The 18,891-nt window shown below is 44.5% G+C and carries 15 protein-coding genes and 1 pseudogene; 6 read left to right on the forward strand and 10 right to left on the reverse strand.

From position 1 onward, the window contains the following. Positions 1-8: 8 nt before the first annotated feature. The 3 genes and pseudogenes from ACR3I3_RS03780 (at position 9) to ACR3I3_RS03790 (ending at position 1,746) form a co-directional block, all read left to right on the forward strand. A pseudogene (locus ACR3I3_RS03780) lies at positions 9-326 on the forward strand (ATP-binding protein). Positions 327-585: 259 nt separating this feature from the next. Beyond that, positions 586-1,320 (forward strand): hypothetical protein, encoded by a 735-nt coding sequence (locus ACR3I3_RS03785; RefSeq protein ID WP_440953236.1) that lies wholly within the window; start codon positions 586-588, stop codon positions 1,318-1,320. Between the two features lie 15 nt (positions 1,321-1,335). After that, positions 1,336-1,746 carry a hypothetical protein gene (locus tag ACR3I3_RS03790; protein WP_440953237.1) on the forward strand — a complete coding sequence of 137 codons (411 nt, stop codon included), beginning with the start codon at positions 1,336-1,338 and terminating at the stop codon, positions 1,744-1,746. 634 nt (positions 1,747-2,380) lie between these two features. Here ACR3I3_RS03790 and ACR3I3_RS03795 read toward each other — a convergent pair. Next, positions 2,381-3,370 carry a DMT family transporter gene (locus tag ACR3I3_RS03795; protein ID WP_440953238.1) on the reverse strand — a complete coding sequence of 330 codons (990 nt, stop codon included), beginning with the start codon at positions 3,368-3,370 and terminating at the stop codon, positions 2,381-2,383. 339 nt (positions 3,371-3,709) lie between these two features. Here ACR3I3_RS03795 and ACR3I3_RS03800 point away from each other — a divergent pair, with 339 nt between their 5' ends. Next, positions 3,710-4,105: a (deoxy)nucleoside triphosphate pyrophosphohydrolase gene (locus tag ACR3I3_RS03800; RefSeq protein ID WP_440953239.1), complete on the forward strand. Its 396-nt coding sequence runs from the start codon at positions 3,710-3,712 to the stop codon at positions 4,103-4,105. A 1-nt stretch (position 4,106) separates the two neighbouring features. Beyond that, positions 4,107-7,031, forward strand: a complete 2,925-nt coding sequence (locus tag ACR3I3_RS03805) for a DUF3427 domain-containing protein (protein ID WP_440953240.1) — start codon at positions 4,107-4,109, stop codon at positions 7,029-7,031. 52 nt (positions 7,032-7,083) lie between these two features. On the opposite strand, the gene ACR3I3_RS03810 is transcribed toward ACR3I3_RS03805, so the two are convergent. From ACR3I3_RS03810 to ACR3I3_RS03825, 4 genes are all read right to left on the reverse strand, one after another. Continuing rightward, complete coding sequence (locus tag ACR3I3_RS03810; RefSeq protein ID WP_440953241.1) at positions 7,084-7,494, reverse strand: HIT family protein; 411 nt, start codon at positions 7,492-7,494, stop codon at positions 7,084-7,086. A gap of 93 nt (positions 7,495-7,587) precedes the next feature. Then, complete coding sequence (locus tag ACR3I3_RS03815) at positions 7,588-8,178, reverse strand: sarcinarray family MAST domain-containing protein (RefSeq protein ID WP_440953242.1); 591 nt, start codon at positions 8,176-8,178, stop codon at positions 7,588-7,590. A 2-nt stretch (positions 8,179-8,180) separates the two neighbouring features. Continuing rightward, a complete protein-coding gene (locus ACR3I3_RS03820) occupies positions 8,181-12,308 on the reverse strand; it encodes a DUF7286 family protein (protein WP_440953243.1) in 4,128 nt (1,375 codons plus the stop codon). A 147-nt stretch (positions 12,309-12,455) separates the two neighbouring features. Then, the gene (locus tag ACR3I3_RS03825; RefSeq protein ID WP_440953244.1) at positions 12,456-13,682 is read right to left on the reverse strand and encodes a hypothetical protein; all 1,227 of its coding nucleotides are present in this window, start codon (positions 13,680-13,682) and stop codon (positions 12,456-12,458) included. A gap of 157 nt (positions 13,683-13,839) precedes the next feature. Here ACR3I3_RS03825 and ACR3I3_RS03830 point away from each other — a divergent pair, with 157 nt between their 5' ends. Beyond that, positions 13,840-14,181: a cupin domain-containing protein gene (locus tag ACR3I3_RS03830; protein ID WP_440953245.1), complete on the forward strand. Its 342-nt coding sequence runs from the start codon at positions 13,840-13,842 to the stop codon at positions 14,179-14,181. Between the two features lie 15 nt (positions 14,182-14,196). On the opposite strand, the gene ACR3I3_RS03835 is transcribed toward ACR3I3_RS03830, so the two are convergent. The 5 genes from ACR3I3_RS03835 to ACR3I3_RS03855 all read right to left on the reverse strand — a co-directional run bounded on the left by ACR3I3_RS03835 (position 14,197) and on the right by ACR3I3_RS03855 (position 18,891). After that, entirely contained in the window at positions 14,197-14,850 is a 654-nt protein-coding gene (locus ACR3I3_RS03835; protein ID WP_440953246.1) for a metal-dependent transcriptional regulator, read from the reverse strand. Continuing rightward, complete coding sequence (locus ACR3I3_RS03840; protein WP_440953247.1) at positions 14,847-15,011, reverse strand: hypothetical protein; 165 nt, start codon at positions 15,009-15,011, stop codon at positions 14,847-14,849. Before ACR3I3_RS03840 ends, ACR3I3_RS03835 begins: the two co-directional genes overlap by 4 nt. Continuing rightward, on the reverse strand, positions 15,008-17,035 hold the full coding sequence (gene feoB, locus ACR3I3_RS03845; protein WP_440953248.1) for a ferrous iron transport protein B: 2,028 nt from the start codon (positions 17,033-17,035) through the stop codon (positions 15,008-15,010). The genes ACR3I3_RS03840 and feoB overlap by 4 nt, the downstream gene beginning before the upstream one ends. Positions 17,036-17,315: 280 nt before the next feature. Beyond that, entirely contained in the window at positions 17,316-17,807 is a 492-nt protein-coding gene (locus tag ACR3I3_RS03850) for a metal-dependent transcriptional regulator (protein WP_440953249.1), read from the reverse strand. Positions 17,808-17,916: 109 nt separating this feature from the next. Then, entirely contained in the window at positions 17,917-18,891 is a 975-nt protein-coding gene (locus tag ACR3I3_RS03855; protein WP_440953250.1) for a formylmethanofuran dehydrogenase, read from the reverse strand.

Below are 18,891 nucleotides of genomic sequence, written 5' to 3' on the forward strand. Positions count from 1 at the left end.
ACAATCTGATGAGCAATGCGATAAAGTTCACGGACCGGGGTGGATATGTGACCATCGAAACACGTTCTTCCGATGATAAGATCTCCGTTCTTGTAAAAGATACCGGTATAGGCATTTCAGTCGCGGATCAGGAGAAACTGTTCCGTCCCTTCATCCAGATCGATCCTTCGGATGCAAGAATACATGGTGGCACCGGACTTGGCCTCAGCCTTGTGTAGAATTTTGTTGAATTGCATGGCGGTGAGGTCTGGGTTGAAAGTGAGGTTGGGAAAGGAAGTACATTTTGGTTTACTATACCAACAGATCTTGTGGATCCGGCTTTATGATATCGAATTATATGTCCTGCCGGATTAGGGGGATCTTGTCTTTCTTGTTATTTCAAAGTCAATATCCTTTTTTAAAATCATTGGATGTATCCTAAGAAGAGTGCATTTTACCGTAATTCTATTTTAATTAAGAACTAATAATATAGTATGTCATCTCCAAAAAATACAGTATTTCAACTTCTCATGTAAGCGGCCTTTGAAAACGGTATTCTTCACATTGCTCATATTTTTCTCTCTTTTCATATGCACTTCTCCAATAGTGATTGCTGCGGATTCGCCTGAAAGTCTGTATGGCTTTGAGCTTGCCTCGGAAACAAGCTATGGCTTACAGGATGCAAATGGAGATATCATCGGTGAAGAGGTCGTGTTTGCCTATGGTGATGATTCAGGATATGGTTATGAGATCGCCATGTCAAATCTTTTCTCGCAAGAGCAGGCAAACAATTATTTCCAGCTCCAACAGGCAGAACTTATCGAGGGGTTTGAATCCGGTTTTTATGGTGCGGATGTGAAGGCTGCGGAGAGCGGAATGCAGTTTGACAGGATCGCCTATGATGCCGAAATAAACAACATAAAGATACAGCTGATCGTTTTCAAATACCATAATTTTGTCATCTCAATTGTCGATCATTCTAATTACGGGATAGCATCCACTCTTGAGCAGCATTCAAAAGCATATGTTGATGAGATCTATATCTCTGCTCAGAAGGTCAGCATTACGGAGGTTGTCGGGACTGTTGAAGAACTGGAAGGCCGGGTGGAAGTGCTGCATCCGTGGTCTGATCAGTGGGAGAAGATCAATGAAAAGAACGAGATACATGAAGGCGATCAAATAAAGACATTGAGGGGGTCGAAGGTAACTTTAAAATTTGATGATGGAAGGTCCCGGATCAGGATGGAAGAAAGGTCGTTTATCGAGATCTCCACTCGGGTTGAAGAAGACAATACTGATAAAAATGTAAGGTTTATCAAACTATTTTTTGGTGGGGTATGAACGAGAGTCCAGAAATTGGCTGGAATGTATCTTTTCGTCACCACTCCCACAGCTGTGACAGGGGTTAAGGGAACTGAGTATGTGGTCTATCACGATCCTGACATGTCTGTTGACAGGATCTATGTTCAGGATGGGATCGTTGAGGTAACAACAGCGAATGAGGTAATTGATCTCTATGAAGGTGAGAAGATCACTGTTCAGGATAGCTATGCAGGGACTGTTCTGAAACTTGGGGATGAAGAATGGGATGGCCTGATAGGGGATTTCGGAGGGGATATTTCGCCAGAAGATGTTGATGCTGAAAATGAGAATTACCCTCCTGTTGGAAGTGGGGACGGGGATGCTTCAATGGATGGCTTCACTGCACCGGGCTTCTTTGCAATGGTGATGATGGCCGTAGTTGTGTTCAGGATTAAGAAAAAATAACCCTTTTTGAAAGGGGCAAAAATAAAAAGTGAAGGATGATGAAAGATCCCTTATTTCTTTCATCCTTTTTTGTTAAGGTCCGAATAGGATAAGGTTATGGGAACCGTTTTCTTTTATTCTTCTTCCGGTCTGGATCTTCTGGTTTCCAGAAGGTAGATCATACCTATCATGGAAAATCCGATCGTGGTTAAAAGCAACGGGATCATTTTGGATGAGCTTGTATGATTCCCTAAATGTGGGGTTAAGTTGTAGATTAGTGCCAATGAGATTGCCACTAATGAAACGATGATTATTTTGACTTTTTTCTCTTTTATGTTACCACCACTGATAACTTTGTGTATAAATTTCCATTGTCTTTTGTATGAAAACTACTATGTATTATTTAACAGTTTCCCTTGTCATTTCTGTTGAAAGTCCGGAAGTAACGATATAAGACGGCCATTTTTTACACAGATGCTAATATTTTTGCTCAAATGTACTTCCCTGTCCATAATGGCGATCCTGAATGGGGGTTTTGATCAGCGGAATAGAAAGAACTCCCTGTAATCTGAAAACGAGAATATGGCCCATGGGGTCCGGGGCATATGGATGGCCACTGATATGACCTGATGGCCTTCCACTTTATCCTTTGGTCTTAAAATCGTCTGAAGCTTACTGCCTGCAATTTCGAAAAACCTCTCCAGTATGCATTATAGAGTTCTCTTCCGGGCTTCAACCACGCTTGCATGCGGCTTCCGAAGATGGGCATGCTTCCCATGCTGGTCATAAAAGCTCCCGTGAGTATGAGTCCGCATCCTATGATCGTACTTTCAAATATTGGGTCGTTGAGTAACATGTAACCGAAGAATATGCTGCTTACCGGTTCCAGTAGTGCGATAACGCTGGCCTTCCGGGCTTTCATGTTCACGGCCCCGTTGAGATATATGAGGGTTGCAACTGCTGAGATCCCAAGCCCCATTTGAATGAGGTTGCCGAGGTTATCGAGGACGACCTGGCCGGAGACACTGGTGGCATATGGTGATAGGATCAACATTCCTATGAGGGTTGACCAGAATACCATGGTAACTCCTGAATAGTCCTCTTTCAGATGGTCTATGGTCAGACTTCCGGCTGCACTTGAAAGTCCGGATATCAGTCCGAAGAATATGCCCAGCGGAAAGTCACCTCCCATCCCGGCGGAGGAAAAATTACCGGGGTCGATAAGCATCAGGATGCCTGCTACGGATATTGCCAATGCTATCATGCTCTGGTTGCTTATCCTCTCCCTGAACAGCAGGGGCGATGCCAGGGTCACATATACCGGAGCTGTATAAAGTAACATGACCGCAATGGACACGCCCGCATACTTCATGGAAAGGAAATATGAGAACACACATGTGATGTTCAAAATCCCTCTTAAAAGCATATATGGCTTCTTTTTCGACAAATAAAAGTCTTTATACTTTTTTGTAGCGATAATAAAGGCTATTATCCCAATTAATCCAAAGAAGAATCTATAGAACAATATGGAACCAATTTCCATTCCATTTATGCCTTCTAATAACACACAAACGCTTCCATACATAATACAGGACGTAATAATGTATATTGAAGGTTTATTTGAGGTTCTATCTATTCTGAGCATTGGACGCCCTGAATGGAATGCTGAGTATATATACTTATTTGAAATTAACAATTATTAAAAATAGATATGAAGATTAAGGAGTTTATTTCGTTTAATATAATTTTATATTGATTATAATTTGATATTTGTAAAGATGATGTCCATTTTAGAGATCTATTTCACATAAATACATTAAAATATGCTCGATGAGCCCACTTTTTGGGATTTTTTGAGGGGAACTTTTAGAGGATTTTCTTCGATCAATTTTTTGTTCATATTTAGATCCCACAGTATTCTCGATAATTTTAAAAAGATTTATAAATTATTTCAGTTATCATATTTTCCGGGATGTAGAAATAAATGAAACACTATGAAGTCGTTGCAGCAATAATCATTGATGATAACAAGGTTCTATGTGTTCAAAGAGATCATGGGAAATACGATTACATTTCTTTAAAATATGAATTCCCAGGTGGGAAAATTGAATCTAATGAAACTGAAGAACACGCGTTAGAACGCGAGTTACTAGAGGAACTTGATCTTAATGTAGAAATTGAGAGAAAGTTTTTAACTGTAAATCATCAGTATCCTGATTTTAGTATTACTATGCACAGTTTCATTTGTAGTGCTTTAACTTCAAACTTGAACCTTAAAGAACATATTGCATTCAAGTGGGAATATCCAGAAAATTTATTGACTTTGGATTGGGCAGAAGCAGATCTTCCAATTGTCTCAAAATTAATGAAGGAATGTTAAAATGGATAATTTTCCTGTTCATTTATTAGATAGCTTGAAAACTGGGTTCATTGACCGGTCATTTGCTTCAAAAAAGGAGTACATTCCAGAATTAATAGTAAACGATGCCGTTAATGGGCAAAAAGTACTGCAAACTATATCTCGAGAACTAAAAAATTGTGACGAATTTTGGTTTTCAGTGGCATTTGCAACAAAGAGTGGCGTAGCTTCTTTAATAAATTCATTTCAAGAACTTGAAAGCGCTGGGATTTATGGAAAAGTATTGGTTTCCCAGTATCAATATTTTACTCAACCAGAAGCACTGAGGTGCCTATCAAAGCTTAAAAATATTGAATTAAAAATCGCAGTAGGTTGTGATTTTCACGCAAAAGGCTATCTTTTCAAAAAGGGAAATCGATATAACTTGATTATTGGGAGTAGTAACCTCACAGCTAATGCATTATGCTCAAATAAAGAGTGGAACCTAAAAATTTCAGCGACTTGTGACTCTAAATTGATAGCTGATTCAATTAACGAATTTAAGAATGAATTTGAAAATGCCATTTCTGTGGATGATGAATTCATCAATTCTTATGCAGTAGATTACAATTTGCAAAAAAGGTTTATTTCAGATTCAAGAAAAAACATTGAATTCCATCACACCGATTCTATAGCTGCTAATGCAATGCAAAAAGAAGCATTAGCAAACCTGAAAGATTTAAGATCAAATGGAAAGGATAAAGCCCTGCTAATTTCTGCAACAGGAACAGGTAAAACATATCTTTCTGCATTCGATGTGAAAGCATATAATCCTAATAAGTTTTTATTTGTAGTACATCGTAGAAACATTGCAGAAAATGCTATGAATAGTTTCAAAAAGATCTTTGGAAACAGCCGAAGCATGGGAATCTACTCTGGGAATGAAAGGGAAATTGATGCTGATTTTATATTTTCAACAATTCAGACCATCTCTCGAGATGAACATTTAATCCAATTTACCGAAAATCATTTTGACTATATTGTTATAGACGAAACTCATCGAGCAGGAGCAGAAACTTACCAAAAGATCCTCAATCATTTCAAGCCCAAATTTTTGTTGGGTATGACCGCTACACCTGAAAGGACAGATGGGTTCGATATCTTTTCTCAATTTGAACACAATATTGCATACGAAATACGTTTGCATAGGGCTTTAGAAGAAAAGATGTTATCAACATTCCATTATTTTGGAGTAACTGATATTACGGTAGATGGTCAAGTTTTGGATGAAGATGCAGCCTTTTCTTTGTTAACAGCAGATGAACGTGTAGGTCGGATCACTGAAAAAGCTGAATTTTATGGTTGTGACAATGGTTGTGTGAGGGGGCTTATCTTTTGTAGCAGTGTAGATGAGAGTCAAGGACTTTCTGATGCGTTTAATGCAAGAGGTTACAAGACTATTTCATTATCTGGCAAAAATAGTGAGGCTGAACGAATTAATGCGATAAACAGATTGGAGAGTTACAATCCTTCTGAAAAATTGGATTATATCTTTACTGTTGATATCTTCAATGAAGGAGTAGACATTCCAAAAGTAAATCAAATTATTATGTTGAGGCCCACATCATCGGCCATAATTTTTGTACAACAATTAGGTAGAGGTTTGCGTAAAGCTAATGACAAAGAATTCCTTACTGTGATTGATTTCATAGGTAATTATAACAATAATTACTTAATTCCAATTGCGTTGTATGGGGATACCACTTACAATAAGGATACTTTGCGTAAGTTGATGCTAAGTGGGAGCAGTTTGATTCCGGGTGCTTCAACTATCAATTTTGATAAAATTACGCATGATAGGATTTTTGCAGCAATTGACAAAGCGAACTTGCATCTCAAAAAAGACCTTGTCAAAGACTATGAGCTCTTAAAGTTCAAGGTTGGCAGAATTCCTATGATGATGGATTTTGTAGAGCATGGTTCTCGAGATCCACAATTGTATGCGAAATATTCAAAATCCTATTTTAACTTTGTATCAAGCCAGGAAGAATCCTTGCAAAACAAACTATCGAAAAAGGAAATCAAGCTACTCGAGTTATTCTCCAATGAGATTGCAAACACCAAAAGGGTTGAGGAAGTTATTATTCTTAAGAAACTGATCGCTGGAGATATTCTTCTAAAGGAAGAATTAAAGGCGATTATTTTTGATAAATATGGCATTTCGATTTCCGATGAAACAATAGAATCGTGTATTAAAAACATTAATTTTGACTTTGTGACTGAAAATCATAATAGGAAACTAATTAGTGTCAGTGAAATATATGGTCTAAGCATTGTTTCCTATACAAACGAAATTATATCATTTACTGATGATTTTATAAAATCGCTGAAAAATGAGACTTTCCTGCGCTTTTTAAATGATATGCTGGATTATTCTGAAACAATTTATGATCGAAATTTTGACAAAAATAAGTATGTTGATGGTTTCGTATTGTATCAGAAATATTCTAGGAAAGACGTTTTTAGAATTCTGAACTGGAATCAAAATCCATTAGCACAGAATGTTGGAGGATATCTTATCAGTCCTGAAAAGACAAATTGTCCAATATTTGTCAATTATCACAAAGAAGAGCACATTTCGAGCACTACAAAATATGAAGAAGGGTTTGTTAACAATTCTGAATTTGAATGGATGTCAAAATCGAGAAGAAAATTGGACAGCAAAGATGTTGCTACCATCAGAAATTACAGAAATGGATTACGTTTGCCTTTATTCATTAAGAAGAGCAATGGGGAAAGTGATGATTTCTACTACATGGGTGATGTAACGCCTATTGATGGTAGTTTCAAAGAAGCTACTTTGGTTGATGACAACAACAAAAACGTTTCAGTTGTAAAAGTAAGGTACAGGATGAATCATCCTGTCGAAGATTCTATCTATGAATATATTACAGCACCAAGTAGTTAATGGAGCTTGAATGGACTAATGTCCTGTCAAAAATTCGATTCTCGATTTTTTCTTATTCCATCACCAGAAGCTCCGCCATCTCCTCAAGATCGTCTGCAGCTTTTGGATCGGCTACTATTGAATGCATGGATCCGCCGTTATCTCCTTTGAAGCGGGGGATGATGTGGACGTGGACATGGGGTATTGTCTGGCCGGCTACGGGCTTATTGTTCAGGCCGATGTTCGAGCCGTCTGCAGATACGGCTTCCTCTACCATTTTTGCGATCACTTTTACGGTGGCAAAAAGGGCTCCGGCTTCCTCGGCAGGCATGTCGGTGAAGTTCTCGTAGTGCTTCTTGAGGGTAACCACTGTGTGTCCTTTAGAACAGGGGTTTATGTCAAGGAAAGCATAGGTCATTTCGTCTTCGTAGACCTTGTATGATGGGATATTTCCCTTTATGATATTGCAGAACAGACAATCCATATTTCGACTCCTCAGTTATATTCCGGTCTTTACTTATATAAAGGGTTCTACTACTGCCAGATTATTTAAACCGCTTAATTATGTGGAAAGTGGTTAGCACTTTTTGCGCAGGGCAACAAGTGCTATTGCCAGCAGGGCAGCCAGGAGGGTGAATGCTGGAGTCTGATTGGTATCGTTCTCCGGGGATTCTGCTGGTGTGGGTTCCGGGCCGTCGTAGTATTCGGTGGAGATGTAGGGGAGGACTGCTGTGAAACCTGAGCTTACCAGAGGTTCAGAGTTGTTGGGTTCATATATAGCATAATAAATGTCTAGAGGTACAGAACCACCTGCCCAGTTTTCAGTAGGGACTACTGTCCACTCATAGGTCTGTGTAGAATTTATCTCACAAAAGTCTCCTTCGCTATACATTCCTAGTTGGGATGTAGGTCCGCTAATTATCTCAAAGTTATCTTTTCCTAATTCCGTTAATTCAACATAGACGAAACTATTTTGGTACACTTTGATGTCTATTCTAATTGTGAATGGCTCTCCAATTTTTAAATTTGGTTTTGCTGCTTCCAGTCCTAATAATTCATCATTATAATATACGTCGTATGTATAGACGTCTCCATAGGGATTGTATGCGGATGCATTGTTTATTATGATCAAAAATACAAGACATCCAAATATTATTCTTGTAATCATTTTTAGCCTCTTATTTCAGTTGATAATGTGGAATATCCAATTGATTCTTCATTTCGATTGCCAGCTTTATCTCCCACTCCTTTTGGTCCTGTTCCTACTACACTAGCAGCATATCCATTAAATTGGAACACAATTGGTTGATTTATACCAATTGTAATTGGTTGGCCATTATTACCAAATTTATACGGATGTGTTATGAGTTCTTCTTCCCGCACATACACCTGCCCCTCATGCCCGATATAAGCATTCAAAATAACCTCATTGTCATTATCGGTCACCTCGAAATACTCGTACTTGCCGATCACATCGTAGGTCCAGACATTGACCGTGAACATCCAGTGCGGGGGGAGGACGGGAAGTCCCATGGGGACGTGTTTCATGGTCTTTTCCAGGCGGTCGTTGACCTTCTCCGCGATGTCTTCGCTTAGTCGGGTGGTGGCGTCGTCTGTCAGCTTCCGGAGTTCGGTGTTGACGGCTGCAAAGGAGGCGTCTATCATGGCGCTGTTGTCAATTATCACTGCGCTGATGCCGTTTGCGATACCGATGCGGACATCGGTGTCCAGGCGGTTGAGGACGGCCTGCATCTCATCGCCGGTGAGGTCGGGATTGTCCTTTATGATCTCAGCTCTCAGTTTTAGGGAGATCCAATTGGCGAGGGTTCCGTTGGCGGACTGGTTGATGATCTGGGCATTGGAAAGGCTGTAGAGGTGGTTCCGGCTGATCGCGGTAACCTCGGTCTCTGCTATCCAGAGGGAGACCACGGGGTCGGCTTTGATCTCATCTGCGATCATTTCCGGAATGTTCTCTCTCATCCGGCTGCTGTAGGTGGTGGTAAGGCCGGTGACCTGCTGGTCCAATGCCGTGGTGTCAAGGGGGACGGCCTGTTCGCTCAGGTTCTGCTCCAGCGCTTTGACCTCTGTGCTGAGATCCTCGATGCTGCTGCTCACCATCTGTACAGTGGCTTCCTTTACCGGGGCGCTGGTCTGGTCCAGAAGGCCGGCTATATCATCTGCGATCCCGGTGGAGAACACGCAGGTGTTCCTCACGCCCAGGGGGTAGATGGTCATACCCTTCGGGTCCTTCAGCTCGTACTCTCCCCTAAGGTCGAACTCCGGGTCATGGTAGAGGTAGTCCGGGTACTGGTCCACCACCAGCGTCATGCCTTCGGTCCAGTTGTACTTGCTTTCGGGCATGCCTGTAATGGTCATGGTGTCTATGATCCCCATCTCGGTTCCCAGTGCGGTGCCGGCCATGCTCATGGCAGGGTTGTTGAAAAGTGAGAGTGAGCCGGAGGTCACGCTGTCCAGTGCTCCGGTGTCAAGGTCGGGGATGTCAACGTTAGCTTCGTTGAGCTTCTCCAGCAGGTAATCGTTGAGGTCACTGTTCAGCTTCCGGTTCTGGTATTCGATCTCCTCCATCAGTTTGAGGTAAGCCTCATTTTTAGCGATATAACGGGCTGCATCGCTGCTTACGTACATCTCGCCGCCGGTCAGGTAATGCTGGCGGTCCACGTAGTTTTCCGTGTCCCGGCTGAGATCGCCTGTCAGCTCCTTTGCAGCCTCGTACCTGAGGAGTGTCGGGTCTGCACCGGGGTTGTTCATCAGGGATACGTTCACAGCGGGATCATCTGATTCGATGGAGGCGACCATTTCCAGCAGTTCCTCAGCCACCATCCTGTGGAGCCAGTCCGGGATGTCGCATTCCACCACCTGCTCCTGAAGGTAAAAGTCATTCAGGAACAACAGGTAGCGATTCTCTATCTCGTGGATATCGACGTACTGGTCCCTGTACCTGTCAGCAGCATCACTGCAGGCCGGGTCATGGCGTTCGATCCCGTCGATCTCAATGGTGGTCTCCCTGTACTCCCGGGTAACCGGGTCATCGTAGGAGGCGATGCCTTCATAGGTTCCGGTAGGCGGACGCTTGTGGTAGAGTATGCTCAGTTTTTCAGTCTCGGTCACAAGGTGAGATGTTGAACGGGTCTCAGTGGTGGTGTAATATTCTGTCTTCGATCCTGTGCCTGATGATGAATGATGACTGTATTCCGGGATCCTTGCTCCAAACTCATTAGTGTGATATCCGGTGATCTCCTTCCATTTGTAGGTATAGTAATATGTGTAGTATATCTCCCACTTCGAAGTGACCCTGTAGTCGATATTGTATGTCACGTTCCAGTCGAACACATGGTCTTCGCGCTCAAGGTATCCTTCAGTACGAACCACTCCTGTAACATTGTCGTTCTCCCTGTGGCGGAAGACCGGCGTTATTGTGACCTCTGTCTGCACTGAATCGAGGGTCACGGACGCATCAGTGACCTTCCAGCCTGTGAGAGTCCCCCTTGGAGGATTGATTTTCGGGCTTAACGTTCTTTCATAAGATCGGTCCCATGAGCTGTTCCAGAGATATGATGGTTCAATGGCTCCGGTGTGCTCTCCATCGATCCCGTATGAGGCTTTCCAGGAAACCGTGTGATAGTTGTAGGACGCTGAATTCACTTTCCCGCTGGTATAGGTGAACACCGGCACAGTTCCATTGAAACCATCCCTCTTTACCTGTGCCTGCACTCCTGCAGAATAGACCCTCTGTGCAACATCATGCACAAGGTCATGTTCCCCGGTCCAGATGTGGTCGTTGAACACCCAGCCGTCCACAAGGCTCGGGATGTAGTCCGATGCTGCAACAACGATGTTTGCCTGCTCATCCACCTGATCGAAGCTCGTGCCGGTGGCTGTCATGGATTCGCTGATCCCTTCCTCTATGTCGATGCTGAATGAATCTTTCTGAGCCAGCCCCTCGTAAACAGATGTCAGGTTTGCAGAGTTGTTGGAACCATTGATGCCGTACTCGTCGGCTGTTCCGTATACGTCCTCGTAGAAGACCTTGCCGTTGTAGTATGTGGTGTACATCAGTGCCCGGGGGTCAACCGAGTCGAAGGTCCGCTTCTGGGAATAGGCGGCCCCCGCGTTCACAGCAGATGCCAGTGCCGGGTTGGTGATAATGTTCAGCGGGCCGTTGGCATAGTGCTGCCAGGGTCCGTAGGTGAACGAACGTATGTTCATGGCCCCCAGGACGATGTTCGATGTTTCGGCACTGTTCAGCGAGCGCTCGTATTCCGTGGTGAGCTCCTCCAGCAACGGCTCTCTTGAGGTCACAAGCGTGGAAATGTCCATGCTGCGGTTGATAGTCTCGCCGGTCTCAAGGTCAACAAAGGTATAGTTCAGGTCCCGGATGGTGAAAGTGTAATAGATGGGATATGTCCGTTTGTCATCGTTGATCTGCCTCTCAAGCGTACCGTTGATCTCCTCTATGATGATCTGGCGTGGTCGGATGTCCGGTTCCACGTTGATGGCATAGCTGTCATAGACGTAACTGTTATACTGGTAGTTCCCCGTGACCAGCTCGTTGAAATGTTTTGCAGAGATGTCCTTTACAGGGTTCATGGCAACGCTGAACCAGTCGGTTGCCTTCACGCTGCCTCCACATTCCAGCTCAATGGTGCCGTATCCGGCTTCAATCTCCAATGACAGCAGGAAGCTCTCCTCAAAAGAAACTGTCTTCCAGAAGCTCACAGCTTCCCCATAGTCCACGGATTCGATGGTCTGGCCTTTGCTGTCCTTTATCCTCAGTATGATGTTCTGGTCTTTCCAGAGGGAGGAGATGCTGTACCACACATCCGAAGGCAGGTCGATCCTGACATACAATGTATCCCCGGCCTCAAGGTCATGCGTTCGGGCATTGATCATGAAATCATCTTCAGATGTCGTACCACCCGATGTGCTCACAGGCTGGATTATCGGATGTTCCCCTTTCCATTTCAGGGCTTCCATGCCTGCATAATTGAGACATCTTGACAGGTCTGCAGAAGCAAGACCGATGGCGATCTTCTCGGGGTCCGTCTTCTCGGTGGTATATATCGTCTGAGCGATCTCGAAGTCGGTCTGCAGGAAACAGGCAGAGATGAGCACAGCTCCCAGTATCACAAAGATGCCGATCACCGAGAACGGGATGTAGGCATCGTTATTACTGACCAGTGCTCTCACTTTTACCAGTGGGTTGCAGCAACTGTATGCGGATCGCTTCGTTTTTCTGTCCTGTGGATCTCTTGGGGCTCGCACAGATTCGTTTTTCATGGCTCCACCTGCCATCTGTCTCCCCATTTAGCCGGGGGATCAGTTTGTTCTGGCAAGTCTTCCGGTTAATGGTTTATATAAATATTTAATAGCAGCAACCTTATTTTTTCACAAGTTAATATTTACAAAAAGAAGCGGGATTATATCTTATTCAATGTTCAGCTCTTTCCTGATCGCAGAAGATGAGGTCCCGTTGTCCTCATACTCTTCCAGCGGTACGACCTCACAGAGATCGGATATCTCCTGCTCTATATTCAGTCCCACCTCCTTTCTCCTGAACACAAGGAAGTGGATGTTCTTTTCCCTGAACTCCGCCAGCATGTTCCTCATATCCTCTTCGTTGCGGTAGTATCGGGTCTTGAAAAGGCGGTTGGCAGTATCGGCTCCGATGATGAACGTGGCGTTCTCAAAGAGCTTCACCTTCTGGATGAAGAGCGGGGCAACAGTGAGGTAGATATTCCCCAGGAAATCCCTGTCCCCGTATTCCCTGAGCGAGTCAAGCCTTTCCTGAAGCGATATGAGATCTATCGGAGGCTTGTCAACATTTGTGATGGAGATCTCGAAATGGACCTTTTTCCCCAGTTTTTGATAGGCCTGCCTGGCCATTATAATGTGATTTTGATGGCACGGGTTAAAAGACCCTGAAAAGATGACCTCTGGTCTGTCGGCAACTCCTCCCTCCCTGAGTTCCAGTTCGACAACATCCGGCATGAGGTCCGTGTTTTTCATTATACTGTCCGGCCGGGCCAGCATCTCAGCAATCTCCCTGGGAACTGTCGCTTCCATGTCTTCGATAATTTCTCCCCTGTCCAAAAGTCTGTCAGTAAGCATCTCCCTGTTCCAGCCACATTCCTTTGCTATTGAATCTATTATCATGCAGGCCGAGATATGCTCTTCTTCCTCTCTTGAACGGCCGGTTGTGAGCCTTAGCATTCTTACTACTGTCCTGTCAAAGGACTGGATGCCGACATATATCTCATGTTCACGTCCTTCGCGCTCAGCCGTTCCTGTTGAGAGCTTGCAGGAGGCAGCCACACCTATGAGGTTCTGGCTGTGGATTCTGTCATCATTCTCTTTAAGGGATAATGCACGGCGGTATGCTGCCATTGCCATGGACCTGACGGTAGTTGGTGAAGCGTATTTCTCGGGCTTCCTTCCAATAAGGGTGTCAAGAGCTTCAGGACTGTAAGGCACGATAGCTTCAAGGACCGTTGCAGAACCTCCTCCGTATCTCAGGAGCTGGCCGATAGCTTCAGTTCCGCCTCCGGTAATTGCAAGAACGATCCTCCAGGGCTGGCTATGGATGTACATGACCCTGTCGTGCAGATTTTCCTCATTTTCATGGCCTGAAAAACGTTTCTCTTTCTTCTCCATCAGGCAGGAATCTGTATCGAAAACCACATAAAGTTTTTGATGATCAAAATGCCCTTTCGATCATTAAACCGGAAAATAGGTCGTAGAAATAAAGGATGAATTTTCGATAATTCTGAGTATCTAATGTATCTAAGTTTATCTTGTGATGTCCTTTTTATTGATAGGACTCATTAGGTGTGTCATGAAAAAATATAATGTTTTTAACCCAATCCCTGCCGATCTGACCCATGAGGTTTTCGAGCCCCTGGTGGATCAACAGGGATTATTGATCGAGCGTATCATCTCCAAAAAACATGTGACTCCGGAGGGACAATGGTACGATCAGGACCGGGGCGAATGGGTCATGGTGCTGCAGGGGGAGGCGAAGCTGATGTTCGAAGATTCGGAGGTGTTGCACCTCTATCCCGGCGATCATATTAACATTCCTGCCCACTGCAAACACAGGGTAATCTGGACCAGCGAGACGACCGAGACCATCTGGCTGGCAGTACATTATTGAGGGCTGGACCTGCTCTCAGTCCCTTTTTGTCCTCACATATATGCTGTCGGCAATTTCCCTGTCAACTGCATATCTTGTATGGTTCAGGTCGAAGACATAGGAAGGATACGACTGCACAAGCTTTACCGGAATTCCGGGCAGAACTCCCATTGCCAGCATCTTCTGCATCTTTTCCTCTTCCCGCATATTGAAATAAGCGATGGTTCCGCTTTGTCCGTTCTTCAGTGCCGAAAGTGAAGCAACTACATGCTCCAGTTCCTCCTTTGCCTTTATACAGCACTCACCCTCAGGTATCGGTCTTCCATGAGGGCATGTACGTGGGTGACCAAGCAGGATACAAACGTTCTCATCGATACCATTGTAGAGGATATGCTCGAAATCACACGCAGAGCTGTGTATATACTTCTCTTTGGTGTTCAGGACATCTGCAAGTAGCCTCTCGGCAAGGCGATGTCTTCTGACAACGGTCCTGCCGTTTGCAGCCCCTTCTTCTGTAAGGCTGGCATTTGTACCGGAGAGTGTGATGTTCTCTATCTCAAGCAGTTCCTGTATATCGGGTGAGCTCTCTTCCACCCCGAGGGATCTCAGGCTCACAGGATCTGTCCCCTCCTCGTTTATGCAGACCCACATCCTTTCCAGGATCTCTTCCGCATTCTCGCTTATCTTCATTTGAATATCCCTCTGACGATCTTTTCAAGTTTTGTTTCCCGTGGTATCTCATACCCGCAGTTCGGGCAGCGCTGCATATTGCATGAACTGAAATTCCCGCAGCCTGTACACTTTGATTTGTCAGGCTGGTCGAACTCATGGCTGCAAAGGGGACACTTCATAATACCACTCCGAACGTTGTCAGTACATAGTTCACAATGTAGCCAACCGCGAATGCGCTCGGGAAGATAAATGCAGCCATTGCAAAGGCGATCTTAGCTCCTCTCTCTTTCACGGTGACCATGAACTGTGCTATACATGGCATGAACAATGTCAGTGTGATGGCAGCGACAACTAGGTTGATGTCGGTAAGCATTCCTGCATTATACATATCGAACAGTCCAGCAGCACCGAAATCCCTCCTAAAGAACCCGTAGAGGAACATAACTCCGCCCTCGGCCGGGAGCCCTATCCACTGTGATGGGTATGAGAACAGCCTGACAGCCATCTCGAACAATCCGGTAAGCCTTCCGATCCAGATCAGCACGCTTGCCACTACGAACAGGGGCAGTACCTCAAGGAAATACCACTGCATCCTTGAATATGTCTTGATAAGCACGTTCGAAGCCTTCGGAAGCCTTAGTGGTGGCATCTCCATGAAGAAGCTTGGGCTTGCTCCCGGAAGCACCTTTGATGAGAGGAAACCGATGACCAAAAGCTCGATACCGATGACAAAAGCCCATATCAGCAGTGCCTTTGAGCTGAAAGAGAGTATACCCAGAATGACACCAAGCTGTGCGGAACAGGGGATTGCCAGTGAGAGCAGCATGCTTGCGATGATCCTCTCTCTCTTCGTCTCAAGAGTACGTGTGACCATTGTTGCCATGGTTGCACATCCGAAACCAAGTACCATAGGGATAACTGCCCTGCCGCTCATTCCCATTCTTTTGAAAGCACGGTCGATGAGCATTGCAAGACGTGGAAGGTAACCCGTATCCTCAATTATGGAGAATACTATGAAGAATGCACCCACTAGCGGCATGATCAGTGCGATGGCATAGGTCACTGCCTGTGTGAATATTCCGTACTCGCCAACAAAGAGGTCCTGTATGACCGGATATGGGACGAGGGAATTGAACTTCTCAATGACCCATGGGTTGATCATCTCTCCGAACAATGTGCTTTCAAGGTAGTCCACAACGGTTCCTGCTGCAAATCCTCCCACGAACTTGTAGAGTCCGAAATAGAGGACCAGCAAAAGTATTGGAATTCCGGTGATGGGGCTTATGAGGAGCTTGTCGATACGCTCTCTGAGTGCTGTTCCCTTTGTATCCGTGGAATTTGATCCAGGGCTTTCCGTCCTTCTATTGTTGGTCATGACAGACCCGACAATGTCATTGACGAATTCCTGTCTTTCTATCGTTATGACATAGTTAAGGGGGTCAGTATAGCTTTTTTCAGTTTCAGCGACCACCTTGCGGACCGCTGCAACATCTTCGTTATCTTCATTAATTTTTTCAAATGCAACCTTATCGTTCTGGAGAAGCAGCTGTGCAAGTGCCCTCTTTGAGATGCCATATTCGGATCCGATCAAGTCTCCTATCTCTTCGATAGCGTTCTCGAGTTCCCTGCTGTGCCTGACCCTGTTCTCCACAGGCTGATACTCATAACCGGCGATAACATCCTCAAGCCTGTCCAGTCCCTCTCCTTTGATGGAAGTTGTACAGATCACAGGGATCCCAAGCTCTTTGCTGAGCTTTTCCTCATCGATCTCAACGCCTCTTTCGGCAGCCTCGTCCATCATGTTCAGGACGAGTATGAGGGGTACTTCTGCTTCGATAAGCTGCAAGGTCAGAGGGAGCATACGCTGGATATTCTTCGCATCCACTACATGGATGTAAACAAAAGGCTTGCTGTTAAAGAGATAGCTCTGTGAAACGCGTTCTTCTTCAGTTATGGGAAGCAACGAGTACATGCCGGGAGTATCGATGATCTCATAGTCCTTTCCTGCGATCCTTCCGTTTCCCTTGCTTATTGAAACCGTGGTTCCGGGGTAGTTTGAGACAATGGCATAACTATCAGAGAAGTGATTGAAGATAACGCTCTTCCCCACGTTTGGATTTCCTACAAGGATTATATTCTCAAGGTCGCTCCGGATATCATCGTCCGTTCCGCAACATTTTTTCTTTTTGAATTTGGTGAACATTTGTTTACAAGCCTCCAACATTTAGGCTATCCTAATTTATTGGAGTATAGTTAACACGGGTATATAAATTTTGGTATACCTAACAATATGTGCCAATTAAAAAACAATTTATTATAAAATCGAAGTATGTGGCAACGAATGGAGCTATTAATGGATCTGTAATAAAAAATGCCTTCCTGAAACGAAACATCATTTCAAAGCAGCTGGCAGATCTGAAAAAAAGAGTAAGTTCTAAAAAATAAATCTTATCATTTCATTGCCGTTGCGATACTAAATTCCATCATTTGCAGGCGTTTGTGGTTTTCTTGTTCAAAGAAACTGATTGGTTCTTCTTTTTGCAGCCGGAGATCTCTCCTTTTTCACAAAATTCTCTGAAATGGAGGAAAAACTTAGGCATTTCTTCTTTGCAGTTGACGAATTCACTGAACTTTGTGAGCTTCTCAAGCGTTTCAGGTGTCACCGCATGCTCCATTTTGCATGCATCGTCATCAGCCGTCACCTCATCAACTCCAAGCAGGATAAGGAAATCGTGCAGTACACTGTACTTCTCCTTTGTGCTTCTTGCAAGCTTCTTTCCTTCAGAAGTGAGGGTAACTCCGCCATATTTCTCGTAATTGATATACCCTTCTTTGGTTAGCTTCTTGAACATCCCGGTCACACTGGAGGGGCTGACATTCAGATATTTTGCGATGTCCTTTACCTGTGAGTATCCTTTTTTCTCAATAATGGTGTCAATAGCCTTCAGGTAATCTTCAGTTCTCTCAGTGGTCAAGTGTATCCAACCTTTTTTTGGTATATCTAATTGTATCAGGATACAATGTTACATCTTATATATGTTGTGTAAGGAAAGCATTTGGCGGTGCCAGTGGTTGTCCTGTCGATCAGTCAACCTTCCGCATAACAATGGATCCATCCCTCATTTTCACCTTGATATACTGTGCCTTCTCCTCGCCTGCCTCGTACTTGTTGTAGAGCATGGCTTCAACACGTCCGGCTCCGGTGAGCCTTCGAACGTTCGAGCTATCACTTCCACCCATCCTCTTCTTTTCGGCAGGGGGGGCCGGTGGGATCTTCTTTCTGCAATAGATGGTGCCGCCAAGCATGCCTGCACCGGCATAACCTTTTGCATCATTGAACAGCAGGAAGCCGGCTTTCATGTAAGCACCTGCGAACTCACCTACGATGCCTTCCACAACAACATTGCCGCCGTTGAGGTGCGCTCCTGTATTGAGTCCCGAATCACCTTTGACTGTGATAGTGCCTTTTTCCATAAGAAGGCCGGTTCCATTGTAAACATCTCCTTCCACAAGGATCTCTGCATCGCAATTGCATCTTGATGCAAGGGTCCCTCGAAGGATCCCATCGTTCAGTACAAGTTTCCTGCTTCCTGCATCGAACGAATTTTTGAGGGGGGCTGCAGATCTGCTGCCACAGAGCAGTTCCGTGATGGATATGAACTTCCTGTATCCTTCCTCATCCGACTCGACCTCAATAATGTTTCCCAGTGGTTCTTCAATATCTCCTGTAAGGTAAAGTGTGCCTGCTGACATAGCCATGCCTGCCTCAGGCCCGATGTTCCCTTCCACAAAGATGCGTCCCGCGTTTTCGGTCTTTCCTGTTCCGCCAAAGTGTGCAAGGTCAACCCCGAGGCTATATGCGAACCTTGAACCGACACTACCCTTTATGTGAATATCTTCTCCTCTCTTCAGTTCGTCCACAAGCTGGCGATATGTATATTCAGTCCCTTTCTGGGAAGGGATCACAGAATCCGGTTCAAGTTCCTTCTCATGCCAGTAGAAATTGAAAGTGTGATCACAGAGGTGATCCACTAATGAGGTGAGTTCAAGTTCTATCAA

The sequence above is a fragment of the Methanococcoides mangrovi genome, from assembly GCF_052057775.1.
Classification (GTDB): Archaea; Halobacteriota; Methanosarcinia; order Methanosarcinales; family Methanosarcinaceae; genus Methanococcoides.

Excerpts from the sequence above, each read along its gene's own strand:
- ACR3I3_RS03795 (WP_440953238.1), bottom strand. The coding sequence starts at position 3,370 with ATGCTCAGAATAGATAGAACCTCAAATAAACCTTCAATATACATTATT.
- ACR3I3_RS03800 (WP_440953239.1), top strand. The coding sequence starts at position 3,710 with ATGAAACACTATGAAGTCGTTGCAGCAATAATCATTGATGATAACAAG.
- ACR3I3_RS03805 (WP_440953240.1), top strand. The coding sequence starts at position 4,107 with ATGGATAATTTTCCTGTTCATTTATTAGATAGCTTGAAAACTGGGTTC.
- ACR3I3_RS03810 (WP_440953241.1), bottom strand. The coding sequence starts at position 7,494 with ATGGATTGTCTGTTCTGCAATATCATAAAGGGAAATATCCCATCATAC.
- ACR3I3_RS03815 (WP_440953242.1), bottom strand. The coding sequence starts at position 8,178 with ATGATTACAAGAATAATATTTGGATGTCTTGTATTTTTGATCATAATA.
- ACR3I3_RS03820 (WP_440953243.1), bottom strand. The coding sequence starts at position 12,308 with ATGAAAAACGAATCTGTGCGAGCCCCAAGAGATCCACAGGACAGAAAA.
- ACR3I3_RS03825 (WP_440953244.1), bottom strand. The coding sequence starts at position 13,682 with ATGGAGAAGAAAGAGAAACGTTTTTCAGGCCATGAAAATGAGGAAAAT.
- ACR3I3_RS03835 (WP_440953246.1), bottom strand. The coding sequence starts at position 14,850 with ATGAAGATAAGCGAGAATGCGGAAGAGATCCTGGAAAGGATGTGGGTC.
- ACR3I3_RS03840 (WP_440953247.1), bottom strand. The coding sequence starts at position 15,011 with ATGAAGTGTCCCCTTTGCAGCCATGAGTTCGACCAGCCTGACAAATCA.
- feoB (WP_440953248.1), bottom strand. The coding sequence starts at position 17,035 with ATGTTCACCAAATTCAAAAAGAAAAAATGTTGCGGAACGGACGATGAT.